At 37.3% G+C, this 24,581-nt stretch carries 27 protein-coding genes and 1 other annotated feature; of the genes, 9 read left to right on the top strand and 18 right to left on the bottom strand.

What is annotated here, in order from left to right:
• Positions 1 to 149: 149 nt before the first annotated feature.
• Positions 150 to 329, top strand: a complete 180-nt coding sequence (locus tag AN161_RS14975; protein WP_053595146.1) for a DUF2759 domain-containing protein — start codon at positions 150 to 152, stop codon at positions 327 to 329.
• 467 nt (positions 330 to 796) lie between these two features.
• Here the strand turns inward: AN161_RS14975 and AN161_RS14980 are convergent, their stop codons facing one another.
• The 4 genes from AN161_RS14980 to rpmG form a co-directional block, all read right to left on the bottom strand.
• A complete protein-coding gene (locus tag AN161_RS14980) occupies positions 797 to 2,692 on the bottom strand; it encodes an LTA synthase family protein (protein WP_053595147.1) in 1,896 nt (631 codons plus the stop codon).
• A 281-nt stretch (positions 2,693 to 2,973) separates the two neighbouring features.
• On the bottom strand, positions 2,974 to 3,183 hold the full coding sequence (locus AN161_RS14985; protein ID WP_053595148.1) for a YqgQ family protein: 210 nt from the start codon (positions 3,181 to 3,183) through the stop codon (positions 2,974 to 2,976).
• Position 3,184: 1 nt separating this feature from the next.
• Entirely contained in the window at positions 3,185 to 3,769 is a 585-nt protein-coding gene (locus AN161_RS14990; protein WP_053595149.1) for a 5-formyltetrahydrofolate cyclo-ligase, read from the bottom strand.
• A gap of 284 nt (positions 3,770 to 4,053) precedes the next feature.
• The gene (rpmG, locus tag AN161_RS27620; RefSeq protein ID WP_008408521.1) at positions 4,054 to 4,203 is read right to left on the bottom strand and encodes a 50S ribosomal protein L33; all 150 of its coding nucleotides are present in this window, start codon (positions 4,201 to 4,203) and stop codon (positions 4,054 to 4,056) included.
• Between the two features lie 159 nt (positions 4,204 to 4,362).
• Here rpmG and AN161_RS14995 point away from each other — a divergent pair, with 159 nt between their 5' ends.
• Together AN161_RS14995 and AN161_RS15000 are read left to right on the top strand one after the other, a co-directional pair.
• The gene (locus tag AN161_RS14995; protein ID WP_053595150.1) at positions 4,363 to 4,806 is read left to right on the top strand and encodes a hypothetical protein; all 444 of its coding nucleotides are present in this window, start codon (positions 4,363 to 4,365) and stop codon (positions 4,804 to 4,806) included.
• 3 nt (positions 4,807 to 4,809) lie between these two features.
• Positions 4,810 to 5,307: a hypothetical protein gene (locus tag AN161_RS15000; protein WP_053595151.1), complete on the top strand. Its 498-nt coding sequence runs from the start codon at positions 4,810 to 4,812 to the stop codon at positions 5,305 to 5,307.
• A gap of 82 nt (positions 5,308 to 5,389) precedes the next feature.
• Here the strand turns inward: AN161_RS15000 and AN161_RS15005 are convergent, their stop codons facing one another.
• The 4 genes from AN161_RS15005 to AN161_RS15020 form a co-directional block, all read right to left on the bottom strand.
• Positions 5,390 to 5,962, bottom strand: a complete 573-nt coding sequence (locus AN161_RS15005; protein WP_053595152.1) for an aminodeoxychorismate/anthranilate synthase component II — start codon at positions 5,960 to 5,962, stop codon at positions 5,390 to 5,392.
• Positions 5,959 to 7,344, bottom strand: a complete 1,386-nt coding sequence (trpE, locus tag AN161_RS15010) for an anthranilate synthase component I (protein WP_053595153.1) — start codon at positions 7,342 to 7,344, stop codon at positions 5,959 to 5,961. The genes AN161_RS15005 and trpE overlap by 4 nt, the downstream gene beginning before the upstream one ends.
• 184 nt (positions 7,345 to 7,528) lie before the next feature.
• Positions 7,529 to 7,830: a binding site (T-box leader), on the bottom strand.
• 39 nt (positions 7,831 to 7,869) lie between these two features.
• The gene (locus AN161_RS15015) at positions 7,870 to 8,940 is read right to left on the bottom strand and encodes a mechanosensitive ion channel domain-containing protein (protein ID WP_053595154.1); all 1,071 of its coding nucleotides are present in this window, start codon (positions 8,938 to 8,940) and stop codon (positions 7,870 to 7,872) included.
• A 74-nt stretch (positions 8,941 to 9,014) separates the two neighbouring features.
• The gene (locus AN161_RS15020) at positions 9,015 to 9,887 is read right to left on the bottom strand and encodes a hypothetical protein (RefSeq protein ID WP_053595155.1); all 873 of its coding nucleotides are present in this window, start codon (positions 9,885 to 9,887) and stop codon (positions 9,015 to 9,017) included.
• Positions 9,888 to 10,264: 377 nt separating this feature from the next.
• On the opposite strand from AN161_RS15020, the gene AN161_RS28905 reads away from it, so the two are divergent.
• Positions 10,265 to 10,570, top strand: coding sequence for a hypothetical protein (locus AN161_RS28905; protein WP_143114823.1), 306 nt, complete (start codon positions 10,265 to 10,267; stop codon positions 10,568 to 10,570).
• A gap of 72 nt (positions 10,571 to 10,642) precedes the next feature.
• Here AN161_RS28905 and phoU read toward each other — a convergent pair whose 3' ends face one another.
• The 5 genes from phoU to AN161_RS15045 form a co-directional block, all read right to left on the bottom strand.
• Positions 10,643 to 11,302 carry a phosphate signaling complex protein PhoU gene (gene phoU / locus AN161_RS15025; RefSeq protein WP_053595156.1) on the bottom strand — a complete coding sequence of 220 codons (660 nt, stop codon included), beginning with the start codon at positions 11,300 to 11,302 and terminating at the stop codon, positions 10,643 to 10,645.
• Between the two features lie 13 nt (positions 11,303 to 11,315).
• Positions 11,316 to 12,149, bottom strand: coding sequence for a phosphate ABC transporter ATP-binding protein PstB (pstB, locus tag AN161_RS15030; RefSeq protein WP_053595157.1), 834 nt, complete (start codon positions 12,147 to 12,149; stop codon positions 11,316 to 11,318).
• 12 nt (positions 12,150 to 12,161) lie between these two features.
• Positions 12,162 to 13,040 (bottom strand): phosphate ABC transporter permease PstA, encoded by an 879-nt coding sequence (gene pstA, locus AN161_RS15035; protein WP_053595158.1) that lies wholly within the window; start codon positions 13,038 to 13,040, stop codon positions 12,162 to 12,164.
• Between the two features lies 1 nt (position 13,041).
• Complete coding sequence (pstC, locus tag AN161_RS15040; protein ID WP_053595159.1) at positions 13,042 to 13,989, bottom strand: phosphate ABC transporter permease subunit PstC; 948 nt, start codon at positions 13,987 to 13,989, stop codon at positions 13,042 to 13,044.
• 64 nt (positions 13,990 to 14,053) lie between these two features.
• Positions 14,054 to 15,028 carry a PstS family phosphate ABC transporter substrate-binding protein gene (locus tag AN161_RS15045; RefSeq protein ID WP_053595160.1) on the bottom strand — a complete coding sequence of 325 codons (975 nt, stop codon included), beginning with the start codon at positions 15,026 to 15,028 and terminating at the stop codon, positions 14,054 to 14,056.
• 229 nt (positions 15,029 to 15,257) lie between these two features.
• Between AN161_RS15045 and AN161_RS15050 the strand changes: the two genes are divergently transcribed.
• A complete protein-coding gene (locus tag AN161_RS15050) occupies positions 15,258 to 15,452 on the top strand; it encodes a hypothetical protein (RefSeq protein WP_241774574.1) in 195 nt (64 codons plus the stop codon).
• 198 nt (positions 15,453 to 15,650) lie between these two features.
• Here the strand turns inward: AN161_RS15050 and AN161_RS15055 are convergent, their stop codons facing one another.
• The 4 genes from AN161_RS15055 to AN161_RS15070 form a co-directional block, all read right to left on the bottom strand.
• Positions 15,651 to 17,852, bottom strand: coding sequence for a penicillin-binding protein 2 (locus AN161_RS15055; protein WP_053595161.1), 2,202 nt, complete (start codon positions 17,850 to 17,852; stop codon positions 15,651 to 15,653).
• Positions 17,853 to 18,162: 310 nt separating this feature from the next.
• Positions 18,163 to 18,768, bottom strand: a complete 606-nt coding sequence (locus AN161_RS15060) for a superoxide dismutase (RefSeq protein ID WP_053595162.1) — start codon at positions 18,766 to 18,768, stop codon at positions 18,163 to 18,165.
• 213 nt (positions 18,769 to 18,981) lie between these two features.
• Positions 18,982 to 19,461: a DUF456 domain-containing protein gene (locus AN161_RS15065; protein WP_053595163.1), complete on the bottom strand. Its 480-nt coding sequence runs from the start codon at positions 19,459 to 19,461 to the stop codon at positions 18,982 to 18,984.
• 280 nt (positions 19,462 to 19,741) lie between these two features.
• A complete protein-coding gene (locus AN161_RS15070; RefSeq protein ID WP_053595164.1) occupies positions 19,742 to 21,373 on the bottom strand; it encodes a Na/Pi cotransporter family protein in 1,632 nt (543 codons plus the stop codon).
• Positions 21,374 to 21,567: 194 nt separating this feature from the next.
• Here AN161_RS15070 and AN161_RS15075 point away from each other — a divergent pair, with 194 nt between their 5' ends.
• The 4 genes from AN161_RS15075 to AN161_RS15090 all read left to right on the top strand — a co-directional run bounded on the left by AN161_RS15075 (position 21,568) and on the right by AN161_RS15090 (position 24,278).
• Positions 21,568 to 22,086 carry a DUF1189 family protein gene (locus AN161_RS15075; RefSeq protein ID WP_053595165.1) on the top strand — a complete coding sequence of 173 codons (519 nt, stop codon included), beginning with the start codon at positions 21,568 to 21,570 and terminating at the stop codon, positions 22,084 to 22,086.
• Between the two features lie 52 nt (positions 22,087 to 22,138).
• Positions 22,139 to 22,483, top strand: a complete 345-nt coding sequence (locus AN161_RS15080; RefSeq protein WP_053595166.1) for a hypothetical protein — start codon at positions 22,139 to 22,141, stop codon at positions 22,481 to 22,483.
• Between the two features lie 95 nt (positions 22,484 to 22,578).
• Positions 22,579 to 23,694 (top strand): flavodoxin-dependent (E)-4-hydroxy-3-methylbut-2-enyl-diphosphate synthase, encoded by a 1,116-nt coding sequence (ispG, locus tag AN161_RS15085; RefSeq protein WP_053595167.1) that lies wholly within the window; start codon positions 22,579 to 22,581, stop codon positions 23,692 to 23,694.
• A gap of 11 nt (positions 23,695 to 23,705) precedes the next feature.
• The gene (locus tag AN161_RS15090; protein ID WP_053595168.1) at positions 23,706 to 24,278 is read left to right on the top strand and encodes a nucleotidase; all 573 of its coding nucleotides are present in this window, start codon (positions 23,706 to 23,708) and stop codon (positions 24,276 to 24,278) included.
• 43 nt (positions 24,279 to 24,321) lie between these two features.
• On the opposite strand, the gene AN161_RS31065 is transcribed toward AN161_RS15090, so the two are convergent.
• Entirely contained in the window at positions 24,322 to 24,450 is a 129-nt protein-coding gene (locus AN161_RS31065; protein WP_277815951.1) for a hypothetical protein, read from the bottom strand.
• Between the last annotated feature and the right edge of the window lie 131 nt (positions 24,451 to 24,581).

Consider the following 24,581-nt stretch of genomic DNA (forward strand, 5'->3'; position numbering starts at 1 on the left):
ATTATACAGCCTTTGCCACAATTTGACGATAAATGTTCATAGTTTACGCTATTTTTGTTCTCGACAAAAACAAGTAGAACGTTTACAATTAAGGAGGAATATTGTTTACGGCATTCATTTTCTGATGTCGAAAGGAGTGTCAATTTTTAATGAACTTATTAATGGTTATTTTTGGTCTAGTAGCGATTTTAGCTGTAGTTGGTACATTCCAAGCAATTAAAGAAAAGAATCTTTTAAGCGTTGTTTTCAACTTATTAAGTGCTGTTGTTTTCGGTTGGTTCGTAATTATGACAGTCGTTAATAGCGGATACCCACCAACATTACACTAAAATTTAGACAGAAAAAAGAGCAGTCTCAAACCGAGACTGCTCTTTTTCTATCTATTTTGGGTTTGAACCCTGCATCCAAGCTGTTTTTTAACTTTTCGAGCATCCATAAGAGGTTACTCTTTTTAACTAAACGATAACCTCTTTCCCTTGAGCTGTTTATTTGGCTTCTGAGCACCTAGAATTTCAATTTGATGTATATAACACTATGTTACATTCAAACATTTCCATATGCTCCTATTTAAGTGTAAAAAGAGGCTCTATAAAATAGGTAGAGGTGAATGATCCAACAATTGTGTCGTTGTATCCACAAAGCAGGAATGTTTGGTAGCCGGTCGGCAGAACATTTCCGTTAAGCTTCACATTGTGTCAGTAGAAACAAAAGCGACAGATAAAATATTGTGCCTCACTCCAACATTTCATGGAAAATCAAAAAAGAGATCTCACTGAACATGAGATCTCTCTTTTTGTTATTTGACTGTTTCTTGCTTCAAGTTACCAGACTTTTCGTCATAGAATCGAAGCAAATCGCCGTTAATGATGGTATCAGAATTTTCTAGTTCCATCGTAGCTCGATCAGCGTACGGCTGACATGGCTCACCATCAATTTCTTCACCAGTAGCTTTGTCATAACAAGCTTCACCAGCATAAACATATTTATCTGTTACAAAACGACCGTCGCGGAAAACAACGAAATCTTCATGCTCTGGTGAGAATAAGTCTGCACCCATTTGCATATCTTTTGAAGTTTCAATGCCAAGAAGGTGTAGAATTGTTGGACGTAAATCCACTTGTCCAGACACCTCTGTCATTTCTTTACCATCACCAGCCCCAGGGATATGGATGAATAAAGGTACTTCTTGTAGCATTGCATTATCAAATGGTGTAATGCTATCTTTTTCTAAATATTGAGCCATCGCTTTGTTGTGGTTTTCTGAAATACCGTAATGGTCACCATACATTACGATAATTGAGTTATCATAAACACCTTGATCTTTTAAACTTTGGAAGAAGTCTTTAAGTGCTTCATCCATATAACGAACTGTTTGGAAGTAACGATTCAATGTACCTGAGTTTGAAGTGTATTCAGGAATCATTACATCTTCAGGATCCAATGTGAATGGATAGTGGTTCGTTAATGTAATTAGACGAGAATAGAACGGTTGTGGCATATCTTTCATTAATGCAGCAGATTGCTCTACGAATGGGATATCTTTCATACCCCAGTTAACCGCTTGCCCTTCGCCAACATTATATGAATCTATATCATAGAATTTATTAATCTTTAATGATTGATACATCATGTCACGATTCCAGAATGATTTATTATTCGGGTGCATGACATTTGTAAAGTAACCATTGTCTCCAAGGCGTTCAGCCATTGAGTTATACGTATTTCCTCCATGTGTGAAGAATACCGCACCACGACCTAAGCCGAACAATGAATTTTCTAATATGAACTCTGAGTCAGAAGTTTTCCCTAATCCAGTTTGGTGATAGAAGTTACTGAAATAATACGTATCTTTATCTTTTGTTAAAGAGTCTAAGAATGGTGTAATTTCATGACCATCCATCTGGTTATTGATTACAAAGTTTTGTAAAGATTCCATTGAAACAACAATTAAATTACGATCCTTGTATTTACCAAACATTTCAGGGTTGACCGCTGCTTGATTAGAACGAATATAGTTGTTCACTTCTACTAATTCACTGCCATCCGCTAATGCACGTTGAGCAGAAGATTTAGATTGAATATAAATATCATACAAATGGTAGTTATAAGTACCAATGTTTTTCACAAGTAATTCGCGGTCAAAGCTACGTGTTAATAATTGCGGACGCTCTGTTTCTGCTAATCCTAAGTTTAAGAAAGACATGGCAATCGCTAATACAAAGAACGCACGACGGAATTCCACATTAACTTTCACTGCAGCTTTCATTCTAGGCACATATTTATTAGCTAAAATTAAAATAAGTACATCGATGAAATACAATAAATCCCAAGGGCTTACAATCGCTGCTACTGAAGTACCTAAATCACTAAAGTTACTTGTCTGGAATAATACTGGTAGCGTAATAAAGTCGTTGTAGAAACGATAGAACGCCACATTTCCATATAAAACGATTGATAAGAGAACACTGACAGTAATAATATAACGATTTTTAGCTTTTGATGATTTAAAGAATAACGCCAAACCATAAGCAAATAGCAAGAAGCTCAATGGATTAATAAACAAAATAAATTGTTGCATCGCATTTTCGATTTTCATATCAAAGCTTGTGTGATAAACAATGACCGTTTTTATCCAAGTTGCTACAATTGCTAGTATCATAAATGAATGTTTAGGCCACTTTATTGATTTCATTCCTAACATCCTCCTTACTTTCTTACAAAAAAAATAATAATTTTTAACAATTTGTTACTGAAACAAAATATATCTTAATCCTTTTTTTACAGATAATCAATAGATATATTTTAGCAAAACTTTTCACCCTGCTCGTCTATGCGCTGAATACTTATATATACGTCTTTGTTTGTAAAAAGTTTCACAAAATCATAAAAACAGTGGAAAGCCACTGTTTCTAAGAATATTACATACATGTTACATTATTTTTACAATACCCCAATTGTATTATATTTTAAACATTATTGATTATTTTCTTTTATGCGAAGTTTTGTTGTTTCTTGTCGAATTAGTAACAATGCCATTTGGTAATCTTTAATATCTAGTACATTTGCTTTATACAACTCGCGAATTTCATCCTCCATTAACATCAAATCACCAATGGGATCTCGTGTATAAATATAAGTGCCATATGTTTTCAATAATTCATAAATATCTAACATTTTGTCCATTTTAATTCGCTCCTCGTTGTGTTACACAGTCAATACGTTTTGTCGGTGTCACAATGATATCTACTGGGCAATCGTGCGCATCTGTAGGAACTTGTTCATATAGCTGCTCATCAAATAACAGCGACATAAGTTTACCCTTTTCATAGTTTAATACATAGCGATCGTAATAACCACCACCGTAGCCAATTCGATAGCCGAACTCATCAAAAACAACGCCTGGAACAAGGATGACATCCATTTCATTTGCGTCAACAAACTCACACTTTTCTGGAATTGGCTCACGCAAATGCATATAAACAGTTTCAAGCTGGGTAAACGATTCAATGGCGTAAAATGACATTTCTCTTGTTTTTGGATTACATTTAGGAACAGCTACTTTTTTACCAAGTTTCCACAGTTCTTTCATTAAATGAATTGTGTCGACTTCTGGCTTATTAGAAATAGTGATGCCGATAGTATTTGCTTCTATTATATATGGTTCCTGTAGCACTTTTTTTGCTACAGTAAAAGATTGGTCACGGTAAGCTACTTCACTCATTTTAGCAAGAATTTCTCTTACCTCGTTCCGTAAAGTTGTTTTATCCATGCTAAGCTACCTCCTAATCAATTTCGCCTTGGCGTAATTGCGTCCGGATTTTGAATTGTGCCCGGGCCTGCACGAGGGCCGACACGATGTCGGTCATTTCGGTAATGCCACAGGACGTGGCGTTTTTACCGACGCAGGTCAGTTAGCTGTTTTCGCAGGATGCGAAGGTTTTAGGCTAACATCCTTTAATCATTCCTTTGAAAATCCGTGACATCCGCCGGAGGCTTTATCGAAGATAAAATGTAGAAAGCCAAAACCACTTGTGGTTTTGGCTTAATGAGCGATTACTTAGTTTCACGGTGAAGAGTGTATTTCTTCTCGCGAGAGCAATATTTTTTAAGTTCAAGACGCTCTGGATTGTTACGCTTGTTCTTTTTTGAAATGTAGTTACGTTCGCCGCAATCTGTGCAAGCTAAAGTAATGTTTACGCGCATTATTAACCCTCCCACTCTATATCAAGAATTAAAATTTGAGCATGATTTATACGACTAACCTATTATAACACAAATTGAAAAAAAATCTACCTTCATTTCATATTAAGTTTGGCTATGGTAAAATATCTTATAATTACATAACTTAATGAGGTGAAACTAATGGATTTATCCATCATACTTATGATTATTGGGATCCTTCTAATCATTGTGTCGTTCTTTGTCAAAAATAGCTCTAAAAAAGTCGAACAAGATTTAGAAGAGCTATCTATCTCTATTTTTCAAGAAACAAATAATCTAAAACGTCGTCTAAAAATTGTCGAGGAGGAGCTGTTATTAGAGCCAGAATTCCAAGTTAAATCACCGTCAGCTCAAAATAACGCGGTACCAGATCCGAAAGTCCAACAGGTTATGCATGCTGTTCAACAGGCTGCTCAGACATCGAAAGCAGGACAAACTGCTTTAAAAGCGAAACCTATACATCAAATTATTATAAGTCAGGTGCTTGAACTAAATAAGCAGGGTCTTTCTGTAGCCGATATAAGCCTTCGCTCAAATTTAACAGAAGAGCAAGTTCGACAAGTGATTGCAAATGGAGGTCAGTAATTCATGAATAAATCCGCTATCCGTGCATTTGGCATTGCACTTTTTCTTGTCGGTGCTTTGCTAGCTTTAGCAACTCGTTTTGATCTCAATATCGGTCTACCAACTGAAGCTTCCTCAAGTGCGGAAAATACAGGGGAGCTGCAAAAACAACTTGAACAGGCAAATAAAGAAATTACTTTGTTAAAAGAACAAGCTAAGCAATCTCCAAAGGAAAAAACTCAGAAGACTGATGAATCTGAAACAAAGGCTAAAGACAATCATGAGTCGGTAGATGCCCCGGCCGATGTTACCACTATGACACTCCAAATTTACAGCGGTATTACACCATATATAGTGGCGCAAAAGCTTGAAGATGGTGGCATCATCGAAAATAGTGTTGAAATGGAACTTTTACTTGCTAACCCTAAATACGCTCGAAGCTTACAAATTGGCTCCTATGAAATCAATTCTTCGATGTCCTTAGAGGAAATTGCTAACTTGATTACAGGGAAAAAGCAATAAATTTTTGAAAATATCCCGTATAAAAATGGCTGTCACCAAAAATCGCACAACTGATTTTTGATGACAGCCTATTTTGTTTAGTTTACGAAACTAGTTCTAAAAAGGCTTGCATCATTAGACTGCCCTTTTCCGTACCAATGGATTCTGGATGAAATTGTAGTCCAAAAAGTGGGTACTCCTTATGTTGAATCGCCATAATTTCACCATCATCAGTGGAGGTTGCTAAAATATTGAAATCCTCATGTAATGTGCTTTGCTCAATGACGAGGGAATGATAGCGCATTACTTCGATTTTACCGTCTAACTGAGCAAATAAGGCTGTTTTTTCATATTGAAGCGTAGATAATTTTCCATGCATAATATTTTTAGCTTGAACGATGCTACTCCCAAAAGCCTGACCTATCGATTGGTGTCCAAGACAAATGCCTAAAATCGGAAATTTCGTATAAAGTTCTTTAACAACATCCACCGTTATCCCTGCATCAGTTGGCGTACCTGGGCCAGGCGATAAAACAATGGCTTCTGGTTGCATTTTCTTAATGTCTTCTATTGTCATTTCGTCATTACGCACTACTTTTACGTCTTTCTCAAGCATGCTTATTTGTTGAAATAAATTATATGTGAATGAATCATAATTATCGATCAATAAAATCATTGTTTCACCTCCAATAGCGCGCGAGCTTTATTGAGTGTTTCCTCGTATTCAGACAATGACACAGAATCGTACACAATACCAGCCCCTGCCTGAACATGGGCACGATGGTCCTTAATGATCATTGTACGAATGGCTAGAGCTAAATCTATATCCCCTGTCGTGGAAATATAGCCTACTGCACCTGCGTAGACACCACGCTTTACGGGCTCTAGCTCATTGATTAGCTGCATAGCACGAATTTTCGGTGCTCCTGATACTGTACCAGCAGGCAAGCATGCTTGAAGAACATCCACAACATGTACATCATCACGTAATTCGCCGATAACCTCTGATACAATATGCATAACATATTTATAGCGATCAATATTCATATATTTCACAAGCTTCACAGAACCGACTTTTGCAATTCGCCCAAGATCATTTCGGCCTAAATCCACTAACATTCGATGTTCAGCGATTTCTTTTTCATCTTTTAGTAGCGCTTCAGCAATCGCTTTATCCTGCTCCTCTGTTTTGCCTCTAGGTTTCGTTCCTGCGATAGGATTTGTCGTTACCTTTCGATCCTTTACCTTGACGAGACTTTCAGGAGATGTTCCTAAAATGGTATAGTCTCCAAAATCCATATAAAACATATATGGTGAAGGATTAGAAGTACGCAACTGACGATATAAAGCAAAAGGATTACCTGTATAGGATGAAGTGAAACGTTGTGATAAGACAATTTGGAAAATGTCACCCTTACAAATATGCTGTTTAGCGCGGTCAACCATTGCTACAAAATTTTCTTTTGCAATTATTGGCTGGAAATTTAGTTCTCCTAGTGTCATCACGTCAAACGTTGCTCCAGCATAAAGCTGCTCCTCCATTGTAGAGATAGCCAACTCCATCGCTTCAAGAGAACGCCCTTCATCAAATAAATCAATCGCTGCTAATGTAAGTTCTTGCTTCAGATGATCAAAAACAATAAATGTATCATAGAAAAAGACATGAACATCTGGCATTTCTAAATCATCATGCAAATATTCACCAATTTTTTCTGCATAAAATGCTGTTTCGTAGCCAAAGAAACCAATGGCTCCTCCAAAAAAGGCAAAAGGGTATTGTGCTTCATGGAAAGGCATAACTTGCTTTAATTTTGCTAATACATTATCGCTCGCTTTTTCCATTTCTCCGCCTTTAGTAAAAGAATAACCATCTCTATCCCCAATCAGTTCTGCAACTGGGTTAACGGCGATAAACGAGTAACGCCCACTTTCCTCATGCTTGGCAGATGATTCGAAAAGCATTTTATGCTTCCCTTCAAGTGATTGATAAACGGAAATCGGCGTCATCATATCACCCTGCAATGCCTTCATGGCAAACTTTCTAAGCTCAACTGTCATACTCTTTTCTCTCCTTCTCTACGCTCTGCTCTTCTACACCAAAATTTATCAATTATGCATTGGCGTAATGGACGCTGTCATTTCATTAGCACTTCCCTTTCGCTTATATAAACATTGCGTCCGGATTTTGAACTGTGTAAACACTATTCATTTCGCCAAAACATATAAAAAGGCCCTTCCATCACAAAAGGACGGAAAAGCCGTGGTGCCACCTTCATTGATCTTTTAATAAATTATGCTCCGGCATAATTGCGTCCACAATCGGCTTTGTACTTGCACAAAGAACTCCTTTCCGATTACATGACACCCGCTGACAGAGGTTAAAAGATCCACTCTATGCCCTATAACGTAGGCAAACGCTAATCCATACTTTATTCAGGATTAGAGCTCCGAAGTCCATTCACCATTCATTTGTACTAGTTTCCACCAGCCACTAGCTCTCTACAACAAATAATAATAGCTACTACTCTTCATCAAAGCTGATTACTAGTTTTCATTGTAAAACAAAAAAACTAACAATTCAAATTATTTTTTACTACGAAGCCATTCATCTTCAGCTGCATTAGCTAGCTCAATATTTAGCTCCTCAAATATTTGACGAATAGCAAATAAAATATCCTGTCGTACATTTAGCATCACTGCCGTATCATTTGTCGCCACAAAAAAACGCACAAGGATACGATAAGAGGTTGGATAAAATTCATCTATAAATACATGAATCATTTCTTTTTCTGTTTTGGCATGCAAATAAATTTCCTTTTGAATGGCACTTAAAGCACTGCGTAATTTTTCTTCTTCATTTTCAGCATTTACGAACAAAAATTGCTCACATTTTCGTTTTTCTCGCTTCGATAAATTATAGATTGGTCGATTTACTAAATAGGAGTTCGGGACATAGACAAGTCCTTTATCAACAGTTTGAATTAAGGTACTTCGAAGATTAATATCCTCAATTGTTCCTTCAATTTTTTGATCCTCTGTCGCTATCCAATCACCAATTTGAAATGGGTTATCTAATGCAACTGACATTCCACCAAAAACATGTGCCAATGTATCTCGAATTCCAAAGGCAATAGCTACACCAGTTAAACCGATACCCGTTAAAAAGCCATTCAAGTTAAAATCCCAGAATGAAGCGATTGTAAACATCGCCAATATCATGATAAGCACTTTTCCTATACGAAGAAAAAAAGGTAAAAGGACATTTGTTTCCTCTTCATTATTCAACGGTAATGGCTGTTTTGTATAAAAATGTAATACATCGTATACTCCTTTAAAGGCAAAAAACACCATGATGGACAACACAAAATTTTTAGTTGCTACATGTGTAAACAAAAAGATTTGTAATAGGATCGACAAGCTGAGAACAATCACTGCAGACATAAATGCATAGCGAATCGCTTTATTAAATTGTGCAAGAACTGTTGCCTGAAAGTCTCGCTGATGATTTCTCAAAAATACAACTATACGATTAATAATTTTCTTTATAACAAAATGTTGAAAAAGCCAGCCAACGACAAAAAGAGAGATGGCAATAATAACGTCCATCCACGTCGGTGCTGTAATATTCGGTAATAACCATTTCAATGAATCCATGTCATTCTCCTCTAACTACTATGTATTTCACAGAAAAGAAGCCGATCCACAATAATAACGATCAGCTCCTTTTTTTATTGAATAGCATCATCCGCAAAAAAAGCCTTTTTGGCAAACCAAAATTGCTGCTCATTAAAATTATGTTCCTGCATGGCGACAACTGAAAATTCAGCATAATACTTACGCTTCATTTCCTCTAGAATAGTTTTCGCTTGCTTTCCAACAAGATGCTGCCCATCAATAGGAGTACCTTCAGTAAAAATAATAATATCTGCTTCTGTACAATCTTGATTTTCCTGGAGTAAGCCCTTCACAAAATGTAACACAGGCAGAATTGCTGCTTCTCCCTTTGCCTTATATTCAATAAAATCCTTAAAATCGGATAAATTTAAATGACCATTTTCAAATCGATAATGTACATGAATTTGACAGTCATAAGGGACGATATATAAGTCTCGTCGTTCCCGATGTGCATTCATAAATAACGATAAAATCATACTTTTACAAAGCTCAGAATATGCCACCATACCAGTTGTTTGTTCAAGACAGATAATAAGTGGACCCGAGTCTTTTTTGTACTCTTCAAACGGAACATATAGGATATTTCCTTTTTTTGTTGTTTGATGCTTTAGCTTTTGACGCCTAGCTTCCTGGGACTTTTGCTCATAATACAAGCGCTGTTCTTTTCCATTAGCTAATCGTTCTGCTTGTTCAATAGCTGGTATATTTTCACGAATTTCATGCATGATATCTGCCAATTCGAGTGCAAATGCTGCCATATTTCGTAATGTTTCACTCTTGTAAAAATAGTCAATAAAAAAATGTTGTTCCTTGTCACTTAATTCCTCAAGATGTAAGTTTTCATATAAAAAACGTAAAAAGTCACGTTGTTCTGATGTAATTTCCAGATTAAATTTCTCTATGAGTGATTCTACAGCGTCTTTCACGAAGCAGCACCTCCTAAGCACATTTTTTTGGATAATGTCTATAGTATAACCAAAATAATTTTTTGACAATACAATAACGTTTGCCGTATTTTGACGCTATTTTGATTAACAATGTTGCTGTTACTTAATAATGTCTTGAGCAGTTTATTCGGATTAAGCGTTCTCACTTCTATTTATTCCTGTAGCTCTACTTGTATTTAATAAAGAAGAGGCGATCATAATTCGCTCTTCTCCTCATAGTGTTGGATAACAAAATGGCAAGGAAATCTTTGTGAATATTGTGGCGCTTTAAATGAGGATGATTTGCCGCCTAGGCGACTCACTTTCGCACAGATACATTGCTGAAGTTGTGTTTTATCGCTACAAGTTAGAGTGATATGCCAGAAAGATACATACTAAGTGAAGTAGTTGATCTTCGTTCCGACTGGGCGACTCCTTGGGGATTAGCGTCACAGATGACCCTGGAGCGAAGCGGATGTTTTCTGTGCGAAAGCGAAGCAGCAGCAACAATGTTTTATCTGTGCGAAAGCGAAGCGACAGCAACAATGTTTTATCTGTGCGAAAGCGAAGCGACAGCAACAATGTTTTATCTGTGCGAAAGCGAAGCGGCAGCAACAAAGCGCTCAGTCGAAACGGAAATCAACCCCTCGTTTTTGCCGAGGAGTTATACACGATTAAGATGACACCTTAATTTCATTGACAAAATAGTTATTCAACACCATGAAAAAAAGAGCCTATAATTGGCTCTTTGTTTACTAATTATTTAATTCATAATGTTTGCCTTTGACTAAGTAAAATAAGTGTTCAGCAATATTTGTTGCATGGTCAGCTGAGCGCTCTAAATATCGACAAACAAATGTTAAATGTGTGATTTGAGAAATATATGCTGGATTTTCTGCTCCTGCACGCATCAATAAAGTTATTGTCGCTCCATATAAATCATCGACATAATCATCTAGTTCCGCAATTTCCTTGGCACGAACAGTATCTTCCTCCGTAAAGGCTTTTATAATACTCTCCAACATTTCTACTGTTTTGTTACACATCGTTTGCAAATTTGTTGTAGGAAAGACAAGTGGCTCTTTTCCAATACGAATCGTCTCTTTGGCAATATTAACCGCATAGTCTCCTACTCTTTCCATATCCGATGCCGCTTTGACAAGCACCATGAGACGACGTAAATCAGTAGCTACAGGCTGTTGCTTAGCAATCATTAAAATAACATGATCATTGATTTCTTCCTCAAGTCGATTGATAACTAGATCGTCCTCAAGAATTTTTAAGGATTTCTCTAAATCCTGCTCTAATAATGCTTCAAATGCTAATTTAAGAGCGTTGATACTACTATTGGCAATTTCGATAAATTGCGCTTGGACTTCTTTTAACTCCTGCTCAAAACGTTCACGTACGACCATCTTTTGCTCCTCCTTAGCCGAAACGACCTGAAATATAATCTTCAGTACGTTGATCTGCCGGTGTTTGGAAGATAACGTCTGTCTTATCGTATTCAATGACCTCGCCACTTAGGAAAAATGCTGTACGATCGGAAATTCGCGCTGCTTGTTGCATATTATGTGTCACGATAATAATGGAATAATCTTTTTTCAGCTCTTGTACAAGCTCCTCTACTTTTAATGTAGAAATAGGATCAAGTGCAGATGTTGGCTCATCCATTAAAATAACATCTGGTTCAATCGCTAAACAACGCGCAATACAGATTCGTTGTTGCTGACCACCTGATAAACCATATGCATTTTGGTTTAAGCGATCTTTTACCTCATCCCAAATTGCCGCACCACGTAAAGATTTTTCAACTATCTCATCAAGAATTTTCTTATTTTTTATGCCATGGATACGTGGACCATAAGCAATATTGTCATAGATAGACTTCGGGAATGGATTTGGCTTCTGGAATACCATCCCAACACGAGTGCGCAATTCCTCAACAGTATAGTTTTTATCTAAAATATTGCGCTCACGATATACTATTTCCCCTGATGTTCGAACACTTGGTACAAGTTCTACCATTCGATTTAAAGTTTTTAAATAGGTAGATTTCCCACATCCTGAAGGGCCAATTATAGCTGTTACTTCATTTTCATAGATGCTTAAATTGATATCTTTTAAACCATGATGATCGCCGTACCATAAATTTAAATTACGTGTATCATATACTACTTTTTTGGCAACATCAGCAGAAGGCTTTGTAGCCGTATGAATTGGTTTGACAACAGATTTTTCCTCTTTAACACCTAGTACCATAAGGTCACCTCATTAATAACGTTTTTGGAATTTATTTCGAATAAAGATGGCAATAGAGTTCATCAGTAAAAGCACTATCATAAGTACTAAAATACCGGCTGCCGCTACATATTGAAATGCCTCTTGCGGACGTTTTGCCCAATCGTAAATTTGCATCGGTAAAGCTGTGAATTGACTTAATAAACCATTAGGTAAAAATTGTAAAATAACAGGGATTCCAATAACAACAAGTGGTGCTGTTTCACCAATCGCACGAGACATCGCTAATATACTTCCTGTTAAAATTCCCGGAATGGCTGCTGGTAGCACAACATGCAATATCGTTTGCCATTTTGTCGCACCCATACCATAAGAAGCTTCCCGTTGTTCATTCGGTACTGCACGAATAGCCTCCTGCGCCGCAACAATGATCACTGGTAAAATTAATAAACTCATTGTTAAACCGGCTGCTAAAACACTCTTCCCTAGTCCCAACATTCGAACAAAAATGGTTAACCCAAGTAAACCAAATACAATGGAAGGTACACCTGCTAAGTTAGAGATATTCATACGAATAAAGTCGTTTAGTCTATTTTTCTTTGCATATTCCTCTAAATAAATCGCAGTCCCAACACCTAAAATAATCGACACGGGAGCAACAACTACCATCAGCCAAAGTGAACCTATTAAAGCTGCTTTAATGCCCGCTTTATCTGCAAAACGTGAAGCAAAATTTGTTAAAAAATCGATTGTTAAATAGTCGGCACCTTGTGTCACAATACGGTAAAGCAAAATAGCTAGTGTTACTAATGCAAAGGTCGTTGCTAAGAAGAATAATGACTTCCAAACTTTATTGAATATAATACGCTTTGTCATTCGTTTCATAACGACCGTGTCATCAATATAGCGCATGCTAGTAAACCTCCCTGAAGCGTTTCGAAATATAGTGAGCGAGTAAATTCATCACTAAAGTAAAGATAAATAATGTGAATCCGACTGAATAAATAGAATAATAAATTGTCGTCCCATAACCAGCATCACCTGTTGCAACTTGTACAATATACGCAGTCATCGTTTGAATCGAGTCTGTCACATCTAAATCAAATTTAGGTGTAGATCCGCCTGCAAGTGATACGATCATCGTTTCACCAATTGCCCGGGAAATGGCAAGAACAATTGAAGCAATAATGCCTGATAATCCGGCTGGTAGTACTACTTTGATAGCTACTTCAAACTTTGTTGCTCCAAGAGCTAAAGCTCCTTCACGCATACTATTTGGAACAGATGACATCGCATCCTCAGAAAGTGACGTAATCATCGGTAAAATCATAATCCCGACAACAATCCCTGGACTAAGTGCATTAAAAAGTTTAAGTCCTGGAATAATTTGCTGTAACATTGGCGTTACAAATGTTAATGCAAAGAAGCCATAAACGATTGTTGGTACACCTGCTAGCACTTCTAAAATAGGCTTAACAATACGTCTTGTTTTTTCACTTGCATATTCACTTAAATATATTGCTGAAGCAATCCCGAATGGTACTGCTACAACAACAGCAATAAGTGTAACTTTCAATGTTCCAGCGATTAAAGGTAATATCCCAAATAACGGTTCCTTTCCCGAAAACGGTAGCCACTGTGTACCAAATAGGAAATCCGTGATTGAAACTCGTTTAAAGAATTCAAACGTTTCAAAAATAAGGGTGAAAACAATGCCAAATGTCGTCAATATAGAGATAAGTGCTGCAGAAAATAATAGAGCTGGCATTGCTTTTTCCACTATTTTCTTCATTTTATGATTGCGCGAATTTGCAATTAATTGTTGCACAGATGATGTCTTGTTTTCTTTTTGAGAAACCATTGGGTGCTCCTTTCAAATAAGAGAGGGAAAGAGCATACATCTCTTTCCCTCTATGCATGTCTACTTATTTTAAGCCTTCTAAAGTTTTTAAAGCTTTACTATATTCATCTTCAGGTAGACTGACATAACCAACTGCATCTGCCATGTCTCCCCCGTTTTCAAGTGTAAATTTGATGAAATCATATGCAGCTTCATTATCTTTCATAGCACTATTTTTCACATATACAAATAGTGGTCGTGAAAGAGGTGCGTATTCACCAGATTCAATTGTTTTATTTGTTGGCTCAACGCCATCTACATTCACAATGCTTAATTTATCTTTATTTTCTAAGTAGTAAGCGTAGCCAAAGAATCCGATTGCGTTTTTATCACCTGCAACGCCTTGAACTAGCATGTTATCATCCTCTGATAATGTTGCTGAGCTTGCTAGATCAGCACCGTCTAAAATAACTTCATCAAAGTAATCGTACGTACCTGAGTCAGTACCTGGTGAGTAATACACGATTTTTTCATCTGGCCAAGATGGATCGATATCAGACCATTTTTTAGCTTTACCATCTTCAACCCAAATTTTCTTTAATTGCTCAACTGTTAAATCCTTCGCCCAATCATTTTCAGGATTCACGACAACTGATATGCCATCATATGCTAAAGGAAGCTCTGTAAAAGCAATTCCTGCCTGCTCTAGTTTTGCTTTCTCTTCATCTTTTATATGACGAGATGCATTAGAAAAGTCTGTCTCACCTGCGATGAATTTTTCAAAGCCACCGCCAGTACCAGAAACACCTACCGATACTTTTACATCCGGTTGAGTCCCTGCATACTCTTCAACAACTGCTTCAATAATTGGTGCAACAGTTGATGAACCATCTCCAGCTACAGCTCCTTGCAGTTTTTCGTCAGCAGCGTCTTGTCCTGAGCTCGATGGTGCGTTTGTTTCTGTATTGTTACCATTTTGCGCAGAGTCGCTACCACATGCACCTAGCATTAAAGCTGAACCCATTACCGCTGTCATCGTTAAGTACTTCCACTTTTTCATTTCATTTGCCTCCGTCATTAACATTTTTATAGTTATTTGTCTTACAATCTTTACTATAATGACTTATTGTTGAAGTCGTATAAACGGTTCGTAAAAGAGTTGTAAATGTATGTAATGCTTTGTAAACGATTGTAAAGAGGCATTTACAATTGCAAGAATTTGCTTCCTATTGGAAAGATGCTATAATAAGCAATTGTGTCAGGAAATATTCTACGAGGAGTTTGACTTTGTGATTAAGCATGCAAAAGTACAAAATGCCGATTACTTTAAAACGTATTTAGCACTTGTTATGGAACATCGAGAATTTACTCTACAGGAAGCCATCGATTTTATGGTAGAGTCTTATTTCTGTAATAATATAGAGCTTTATGGAAAAAAACCGAAGCAACAATTTGAATTAGCTATTCAACAACTATCTGTATAATAGAAATAAAACACGGTATGAAATTGATTTTTCATACCGTGTTTTTTGTTTCGCGGGTAAAGGTGGCTGAATCGCGGGTATTTGTCTTTTTCGCGCGAGTATTCTATCTCGAATCGCGGGTATCTGAAGACTTTCCACGAGTAATACTCTGAAACTATAAAAAAACCGCTAGGCATCAAAATGCACTAGCGGTTTCTCTTATTCTTGTTCATCTTCACCAATTTTGTCTTTAGTAATAGCCGGTAAAATTGGTTGCTTCACATCACTATCAGTCACTTTTTCATCTTCATATTTTGCTTTTAATTCATAATATTTATCTACAGCACGTCGAGCAATAACGTTATTATTTGTCAAATGCGCACGCGTGGTTGTTGCCCACGGAATGACAACAGCATAGGCAATTTCAGGATTTTCATAAGGAGCAAAACCAACATGTGTAAAAGTAAGTGTTTCCGTACCATAATGCTCTTTTAAAGGTCCGAAATACACTACCTCAGCTGTTCCTGTTTTCCCTGCCGCTGTATATGGAGCATTTGCAAATTCTTGTTGAGCAGTACCTTTTGAACCTGTATAAACACGGCGTAATCCTTTTTTTACATAATCGATTTCATCTGCAGAATTATCAATCCGATTTAAAATCGTCGGTCCCATTTCTGTGACTAGTTGACCAAGCTGTTGTCCATCTTCTGTTGGTTCACGTACTTCCTTTACAACATGTGGCTGAATACGATAACCACCATTTGCTACAGTCGAAATATATTGTGCCAATTGTAATGGTGTATACGTATCATATTGTCCAATCGCTAAGTCGAGTACTTTACCACCCATCGTTGGACCAGAAGGACCTTCCACACCGCTAAATTCATTTGGTAAATCGATCCCTGTATTTACACCTAGCCCGAATTGCGCATAAGAATTTCGCATTTTCGGGAATGTTTGGTCATTTAAACGCAATGGCATCATGTAGCTATATGGTGTTTCATTAATAAGCAAAGCTGTTTTAAACATATAAACGTTTGAAGAACGTTCAAGTGCACTTAAACCATCCATTGACATATAGCCACCACTATTGAAAATTGATCTTTTTACTGGTGTTTGCAGTAAATGGATTGGTTCATCTCCTAATACAGTTTTCGGTGTAATGGCTCCTAGATTGTAACCAGTTAGTAACGTTGCTGCCTTAATTGCAGAACCAGCCTCATAAGCTGTTGTAAAGTTCCCATACGAATAATCGACAACTTCAGTTTTCCCTGTTTCAGGATCTTTTTCAATCTTCTTACCAACCATTGATAAAATATCACCTGTATTTGGGTCCATCATTACTAAAAAGGCACGATCTAATAAGTACGAGCCAGGAAGTGCTTTTAATTTAAGCAATTCTTCCTCGACAATTTTTTCTGTTTCGGCCGTTAACTCACTATCTAGTGTTAAGACTAAATCTTTACCAGGCTCACCTTCATAGGTCGTAACGGTATCAACTACCTGCCCTTTTTTATTGGTAATATTTTTAACAACTGTTTTTTGCCCTTGCAGTAATTCTTCATATTGAGCTTCAATATAACTTTCACCTACACGGTCATTTCGTGAATAATCACGAGCTAAATAATAATTCAGCTTTTCTTTTGGAATCCCTTTTGTTGGTACGGTTGTACGTCCTAAAATAGAGAGTGATGATAATTTCACACGCTTCCAGTCAGTTGTTGTGTTGACGCCAGTTAATTCAGTTAAACGCTCAGAGACACGTGCAAATTCGTCGGCTGACACATTTTCACTCTTAATAATTTGCGGTGATAAATTGTAGCCTGATGCCATCTCTCGATAGATTGCTAATACTTCTAAATCAGCATCTGTCAATTGCATTATTTCTTCGTGTGTAATGCGTTCACGTACAAGCTTATCAATCTGGGAATTGATTTGACTTGTCGTAATATTTTCTTGTGCTCTAATTTTCTTTTCCTCTGCATTTGTTACCTTTGCATAGGCAGCGTCATGATTTTTTAATATCCAAAAATCCTGTTTATCACGTAAAGTGACACGATTTGTTGGCTGCTCAATCAATTGTGCCAGCTTTTCAGCTATTTCCAGCATTTCCTCCGTTGATGTCGTCTGCATTTTCGTATACGTAATCGCATTTTCTGGTTGGTTATCCACTAGAATACGCCCGTATCGATCATACATTCGTCCTCTTGGCACACTTGTATTAACAGGTACTTCCTCTTTACGCTCTAAATCGCGTACATAATCTTCCCCTTTTACGATTTGCATATAGCCAAGCCTAAAAATTAACATCGAAAATACGATAAATATAGCAAAGAAAAGGACATTCATACGAAATGTTAAATTAGAGTGATGTTTTGCTTTAACACTCGCCGCGCGATTTTTTCCCGGTGCTTTGCGCATATGTATCCCCCTCCTCATCTAATTACAATTTAAATACACGATACTTAGTATACCATTCGAAGGTACGACAGGAAAGCATGCACTTGTGAATTTATGATTGAAAACATCATTTATTTGACGGCACTTTAAGGTGAAAAGTTTCTGTTTTTTATCGATAGTTCGAAAAAGAGTTTCTACAAATGTTGGATTGGTTGAGGCATCCTTCATCTTAAATAGTAGTATGGATACCCAATAGAACCTAAAAAGACAGCAAAAAAGGCTATGTCTCGGTGATTCATCACCTTTGACATAGCCTTTTATTAAACAATAATTATTTTGCAGCTTGGAATTTAGCTTCCACTACATCCCAGTTTACTACGTTCCAGAATGCACCGATGTAATCTGGACGACGGTTTTGGTAGTTTAAGTAGTAAGCATGCTCCCAAACGTCTAAACCTAGGATTGGAGTTTTACCTTCCATAACTGGTGAGTCTTGGTTTGGAGTAGATGTAACAGCAACTGAGTCACCATCAACGATTAACCAAGCCCAACCTGAACCGAAGCGAGTTGTAGCAGCTTTTGCAAATTCTTCTTTGAATGCATCGAAAGAACCGAATTTAGCATCGATTGCTTTTGCAACTTCGCCAACTGGAGTGTTTGAACCGCCTGGAGCGATTAGTTCCCAGAATAATGAATGGTTAGCATGTCCGCCACCGTTGTTACGTACAGCAGTTTGTTTGTCAGCTGGAAGAGCATCAATGTTTGCGATAAGATCGTTAATGTCTTTTTCAGCAAATTCAGTACCTTCTACTGCTGCGTTTAAATTTGTTACATAAGTATTGTGGTGTTTAGAATGGTGAATTTCCATTGTTTTTGCATCGATATGTGGTTCTAATGCGTCATAAGCGTAAGTTAATTGTGGTAATTCATAAGCCATTGTTAAGTTCCTCCCTAAAATAAAGAAATAATTAGTACATCCTTAGATTATCAAAATTGGTCAAACCATTCAACGAAAAATACTTCAAAATGAATATTTCAGCCTTTTGACTGAAAAACCAATATGATTACTACCCTTCCTCTTTTATCAATTATGCCTCGGCATAATTGCGTCCGGATTCGGCTTTGTGCTTGCATAAAGAACTGCTGAAAATCAAATTGCTATAAAGAACACAACAATCATGACGATTTGAATCACTGCTTTGGCAAATGTTGATGCTAAAAATCCAACGAGAGAGCCAACACCGCTTTTCACAGCTTCTCCAAATGTACGGCGCTCTACGATTAACTCTGCAATCACCGCTCCTAAAAATGGTCCAGCTAATATACCTGCAACTGGAATGACGAACGGGCCAATTAATAAACCAATGGTACTGCCCCACATCCCAGCATTTGAGCCACCGAATTTTTTAATACCAAAGGCGTTTGCTACAGTATCAGCACCAAATAAAATGACAACAAAGATAATCTCACTCGCCCAGAACCACCAGCTTAACTCTGTAAATGAGAAAAATAATCCATATACTAAAAAACCACCGAGTAAAAAAAGCACACCTGGAATGATTGGGTACACCAAGCCAATAAACGAAATGATAAAGCAGGCAATCACTAAGATCCAGCCAACAAATTCCATAAAATTCTCTCCTTTTGTCGTGCATCAGGTTAGTTAATTAGAAGACGCTGATTTCCGCTACGGGCTACTCGATTTCCTGTAGGCGAGCACCGAGCTGCTTCCTCAGCTTGGTTGTGGCTGTCGCTTCGCTTTCGCACAGATAAAACATGTTGTGGCTGTCGCTTCGCTTTCGCACAGAAAACATTCGCTCCGTGCCTTTTATCAGTCAATAATCCTAATCAACACGCCTGGTCGTGCATTGCCTTTCATACGGATTCACAAAGCTAAAAGTTTCGTTCTTTTAATGTCGAATTCCTAAAATAGAGTCAGCTATATTAACAGCATGATCTCCTATACGCTCTAAATTGCTAACGATATCTGTATAGACGATTCCTGCAGCTCCATTACATTCATTTTTATTTAAGCGTGCAATATGCTTTTGTCTTAGCTTATCTTCCATGTCATCTATCAAGCTTTCGAGCTCAGTTACTTCTTGTGCCAAGCTCAAACTTGCCGTATCCAGAGCCTCTATGCTCTTACGAACAGCTTCAATTGCTAAGCTAAACATGCCTATTAAATCTTGTCGTGCTGACTTACTTAAATTTACCTCATGATGATCTTTATATTGAAGAAGCTCTAAAATATTTTCAAAATGATCGCCTATACGTTCAATGTCTCGTACATTTGTTAAAAGTGTATGGTGTCTTACTGAGTCTGCACGAGAGAGTGGTTGCTTAGACACCATCACTAAATAATTCGTAATTTCCTTATCTAAATGATTGAGAGCCACTTCTAACTGTAAAACTGTAGGAATATGAGTAGCTTCACCTGTTTTCATATATAAAAATGTTTCTTCTAAACCATGGAGTGCATGCTCACCCATGCGTAACACTTCCTCCTTCGCTTGACCAAGTGCAATCGCCGGAGAGGAATCAATGAATGATGGATCTAAATGCTTCGTTGTCACATCAATATTTCCATCATGTCCAGGAACTAACTTCGTGACGAGTGTAGCCAATCCTGCGATAAATGGTAGCTGAATCATCATGTTAATAACATTAAATGAGCCATGCGCTATCGCTATTTGCATTTTCGCTTCTAAATGGAGTAACCCACTAATCCACTGAACATACTGCATAAATGGTGTGAAAAACACCATGAAAATGATAGTACCTATAACATTGAATAGCACATGGGCCGCCGCTGCACGTTTAGCATATATAGAAGCACCGAGTGAAGCTAAAACTGCTGTAATAGTCGTGCCTATATTTTCGCCAAATAAAATAGGTAATGCACTATCTAAACCAATTAAATGCTCAGCATACAAGCCCTGTAGCACGCCAACAGTTGCTGTTGAGCTTTGAACAAGCAATGTAAAAACGGTTCCTAGAAAAATCCCTACAATGGGCTGACTACTTAGATGAAGCGTTAATGATGTTAAATCTGCTAATTGATGAAGTGACTGCATGCTTGCACTCATTAGCTCTAATCCTAAAAATAATCCCCCAAAGCCAAATACTATTTGCCCAATATGCTGGTACGTCGCTTTCTTAAAGAAAAATAACAATCCAGCTCCAATCGCCAATAATGGATAAAAATAAATGCCGATATTAATACCAATAATAAATGCGGTTATTGTCGTGCCAATATTTGCTCCCATGATGACGCCAATTGCTTGACGCAATGTTAAAAAGCCTGCACTCACTAGCCCAACCGTAATCACTGTCGTGGCAGAGCTCGACTGGATACAAATCGTCACAATTATGCCCACTAACACACCCATTAAAGGATTTGTTGTAAAACGATTCAACCATTCACGCAGTCGATCATCTGCTGATTTTTGGAGCCCATCCCCCATAAATTTAATGGAAAATAAAAAGACTCCTAAACCACCTAAAAATTGAAACAGTATGCTTTGCCAATCTATTGTCAATTGTATTCGCTCCAATTCTTACGTCTCTACTACTCTATTCCTAATCTTTAAATGATAGTGTACAAAAAGTAAAGAAAACCTTTAACTTCTTTACATAATGTTAACATTTCATTATCGTATCCTCCGTTATTATTACTTATTTCATATCTTGTGAAAGTTGAACATGGTAAAATAGCGATTGGAGGAGATATGTTATGAAACACTCACAACTATTTATCGATAGCTTAATTCATCCCAAAAAACTAGCTGCCTATCGTTTATTACCTATCGGAAAAGTCATCCAATATACCTTTCTTCTAATTACTGTTGTTACAGTTTTCTCTTTTGGTCGTTTTACGGCTGGTATGTCTGTCGATACATTTGATATGGATAGTTTAAATGGCATAACAGAATACATAGAAGGCATTAAATGGTTATTGTATCCCGTGACATTCATCATGCTTTTTGTTTTTACAACGATGCTTATTTTTGCACAAATTGCTCTCTATGCATTGGCAGGTCTATTTATCTTAAAAATCATGAAGCGTCGCGGTGAATATCGTCATATTTGGCGTACTACAACATTTGCTATGACTTGGGCAATTCTTATAAGTATGCTTTCAGATTATCTACCGATTAACAGTACAATTATCTCTGTTTTTTCATTACTGTTAACGATGACTCTATTAATCGTAGCCTTGACAAAATATCCAAAACAACCAATCTCAAAATAATGTGCATGAATCCCCTCTCTTCTAAATATAGTGTAGAAAAGGAGGGGATTTTTTGCGTGCATTAGTGTTAACAGCTATCATCATTATTTTTGCCTTTGTCATAAAAGTAGATTTAACAGAAGGGTCATTACATCTCGCAGCCTTTTATCCGAAAAATACAGAAAACGCCCTTTGTGAAAAACAGCGAGAGCCCAATTATATCACTGTACAGACTATTCAAGGCGATACCCTTCACAGCTTATTCGCACTACATCCTGCAAAAGTACCCATGACCTTTCCTGAACGATTACAGCTATTTTATGAATTAAACCCACACTTACAATTACAGGCACTTATTCCTGGTGAAAATATTAAGCTTCCTCTGTCATTTGAATTTGAAAACAAATGTGGAAAATGAAAAGTTAGCGTTTCTTCCTTGTCCTTATTTTCTTACACTGCTAAAATAAATGTCAGTGACGGTCGAAAGTATGGCCCGAAAAGGAGAGAAAGTTAATGAGTGAAATTTGTCACCGTTCAAATACACGTCCCGTGCGTGTCGGTAACTTAACAATTGGTGGTAGTAATGAATTATTCATTCAAAGTATGTGTACAACAAAAACACATGATGTCGAAGCAACAGTAGCAGAAATTCTTCGTCTTGAGGAAGCGGGCTGTCAAATTGTTCGTGTCGCAGTACCAGATGAGCGTGCAGCGGATGCGATTGCAGAAATAAAAAAACGTATCCATATTCCATTAGTAGCTGATATTCACTTTGACTATAAATTAGCATTAAAAGCAATTGAAAATGGTATCGATAAAGTTCGTATTAACCCAGGTAATATTGGGCGTAAAGAAAAAGTAGAGGCTGTTGTTAATGCAGCTAAGGCTAAAGGTATTCCAATTCGTATCGGGGTAAACGCTGGTTCATTAGAGCGTCATATTTTAGAAAAATATGGTTACCCTACTGCAGACGGTATGGTAGAATCTGCCCTTCACCACATTAAAATTTTAGAAGACTTGGACTTCCACGATATTATCGTATCCATGAAGGCATCAGACGTAAATCTAGCGATTGAAGCCTATGAGAAAGCGTCTAAAGCTTTTAATTACCCTCTACACTTAGGGATTACAGAATCAGGTACATTATTTGCTGGTACTGTAAAATCTGCGGCTGGCCTTGGTGCAATCCTATCAAAAGGAATTGGTAATACATTACGTATTTCTCTATCTGCTGATCCTGTTGAAGAGATAAAAGTAGCACGTGAGCTATTAAAATCATTCGGTCTTGCTTCTAATATGGCAACCCTGATTTCATGCCCAACATGTGGTCGCATCGAAATTGACTTAATTTCAATTGCCAATGAAGTAGAAGAATATATTTCTAAACTTAATGTACCGTTAAAAGTAGCTGTTCTTGGCTGTGCGGTAAACGGTCCTGGTGAAGCACGCGAAGCCGATATCGGTATTGCTGGTGCTCGTGGTGAAGGTTTACTATTTATGAAAGGCAAAACAGTTCGTAAAGTGCCTGAAGAAACAATGGTAGAAGAGTTGAAAAAGGAAATCGATAAATTAGCAGCTGAAATGGCAGAAAAACGTGCGGCAGAAGAAGCAGAAAAAGCGAACGCCTAGGAGGTGCTAGCATGAAAAAGCCCCGCTTTGGTATTGATATCGATGGAACGGTGACATGTCCTAGTACACTCATTCCACATATCAATAAACAATACAATGTAAATATTACACTGGACGATGTGTGCGAATATGATTTTTTATCAGCATTTCCCCACCCTGTTGATCGTGTAGCATTTAATACATGGTTTAAAGAAAATGAGCCATTTATGTACGAAGTATCTGAAGCAGCTAAAGATGTGAAAGATATTTTAAATACGTGGAAAGAAAACTACGAACTTTATTACATCTCTGCTCGTGGTGAGAACGTATCAGATGTTACGGTAAATTGGTTTAAATCACAATCTATTCCGTACGATCATATCGAGCTCATCGGTAGTCACGATAAGGTTTCCGTTGCAAAAAGACATGGTGTTGAGGCATTTTTTGAGGATAAGCATGATAATGCGGTCATGCTTGCGGAGGAATTAAAAATACCTGTCGTATTATTTGACACTCCGTATAATCGTCTTGCTGTTCCGGACAATGTCGTACGAGTTTATAATTGGCAAGAAGCCAACCAATTTATCACCAACTATTTTAAATAAACAAAAGAGTCGTGTTCATGTATTGAACACGACTCTACTTCTTTTATATCTCAAGTATCCCCCGCAACCAACGCTCAACAAAATTTTCAAAGGTAATACCATAGTTTTCGTAAACAGCATGATACACAAAATAAGTCCCTAATCGTTCAAGTAATTCATCATTAATCTTCATCACAAACCGCTCCCTTTCTTTTATGAATTTACTAAATTTTCAGACACTTAAACTTCCAATTTCTTGAACATTCAAGTGGAGGTCGCATCGTTGCAAAACCGTCACAATCTGCCGCCATCATGCCCTTTCTT

This window comes from Lysinibacillus sp. FJAT-14222 (assembly GCF_001278875.1).
GTDB classification, from domain to species: Bacteria; Bacillota; Bacilli; order Bacillales_A; family Planococcaceae; genus Lysinibacillus; species Lysinibacillus agricola.

What these genes read in the sequence shown, in the direction of transcription:
- AN161_RS14975 (WP_053595146.1), top strand. Translation starts at nt 150, where the DNA reads ATGAACTTATTAATGGTTATTTTTGGTCTAGTAGCGATTTTAGCTGTA.
- AN161_RS14980 (WP_053595147.1), bottom strand. Translation starts at nt 2,692, where the DNA reads ATGAAATCAATAAAGTGGCCTAAACATTCATTTATGATACTAGCAATT.
- AN161_RS14985 (WP_053595148.1), bottom strand. Translation starts at nt 3,183, where the DNA reads ATGGACAAAATGTTAGATATTTATGAATTATTGAAAACATATGGCACT.
- AN161_RS14990 (WP_053595149.1), bottom strand. Translation starts at nt 3,769, where the DNA reads ATGGATAAAACAACTTTACGGAACGAGGTAAGAGAAATTCTTGCTAAA.
- rpmG (WP_008408521.1), bottom strand. Translation starts at nt 4,203, where the DNA reads ATGCGCGTAAACATTACTTTAGCTTGCACAGATTGCGGCGAACGTAAC.
- AN161_RS14995 (WP_053595150.1), top strand. Translation starts at nt 4,363, where the DNA reads ATGGATTTATCCATCATACTTATGATTATTGGGATCCTTCTAATCATT.
- AN161_RS15000 (WP_053595151.1), top strand. Translation starts at nt 4,810, where the DNA reads ATGAATAAATCCGCTATCCGTGCATTTGGCATTGCACTTTTTCTTGTC.
- AN161_RS15005 (WP_053595152.1), bottom strand. Translation starts at nt 5,962, where the DNA reads ATGATTTTATTGATCGATAATTATGATTCATTCACATATAATTTATTT.
- trpE (WP_053595153.1), bottom strand. Translation starts at nt 7,344, where the DNA reads ATGACAGTTGAGCTTAGAAAGTTTGCCATGAAGGCATTGCAGGGTGAT.
- AN161_RS15015 (WP_053595154.1), bottom strand. Translation starts at nt 8,940, where the DNA reads ATGGATTCATTGAAATGGTTATTACCGAATATTACAGCACCGACGTGG.
- AN161_RS28905 (WP_143114823.1), top strand. Translation starts at nt 10,265, where the DNA reads ATGCCAGAAAGATACATACTAAGTGAAGTAGTTGATCTTCGTTCCGAC.
- phoU (WP_053595156.1), bottom strand. Translation starts at nt 11,302, where the DNA reads ATGGTCGTACGTGAACGTTTTGAGCAGGAGTTAAAAGAAGTCCAAGCG.
- pstB (WP_053595157.1), bottom strand. Translation starts at nt 12,149, where the DNA reads ATGGTACTAGGTGTTAAAGAGGAAAAATCTGTTGTCAAACCAATTCAT.
- pstA (WP_053595158.1), bottom strand. Translation starts at nt 13,040, where the DNA reads ATGCGCTATATTGATGACACGGTCGTTATGAAACGAATGACAAAGCGT.
- pstC (WP_053595159.1), bottom strand. Translation starts at nt 13,989, where the DNA reads ATGGTTTCTCAAAAAGAAAACAAGACATCATCTGTGCAACAATTAATT.
- AN161_RS15045 (WP_053595160.1), bottom strand. Translation starts at nt 15,028, where the DNA reads ATGAAAAAGTGGAAGTACTTAACGATGACAGCGGTAATGGGTTCAGCT.
- AN161_RS15055 (WP_053595161.1), bottom strand. Translation starts at nt 17,852, where the DNA reads ATGCGCAAAGCACCGGGAAAAAATCGCGCGGCGAGTGTTAAAGCAAAA.
- AN161_RS15060 (WP_053595162.1), bottom strand. Translation starts at nt 18,768, where the DNA reads ATGGCTTATGAATTACCACAATTAACTTACGCTTATGACGCATTAGAA.
- AN161_RS15065 (WP_053595163.1), bottom strand. Translation starts at nt 19,461, where the DNA reads ATGGAATTTGTTGGCTGGATCTTAGTGATTGCCTGCTTTATCATTTCG.
- AN161_RS15075 (WP_053595165.1), top strand. Translation starts at nt 21,568, where the DNA reads ATGAAACACTCACAACTATTTATCGATAGCTTAATTCATCCCAAAAAA.
- ispG (WP_053595167.1), top strand. Translation starts at nt 22,579, where the DNA reads ATGAGTGAAATTTGTCACCGTTCAAATACACGTCCCGTGCGTGTCGGT.
- AN161_RS15090 (WP_053595168.1), top strand. Translation starts at nt 23,706, where the DNA reads ATGAAAAAGCCCCGCTTTGGTATTGATATCGATGGAACGGTGACATGT.
- AN161_RS31065 (WP_277815951.1), bottom strand. Translation starts at nt 24,450, where the DNA reads ATGAAGATTAATGATGAATTACTTGAACGATTAGGGACTTATTTTGTG.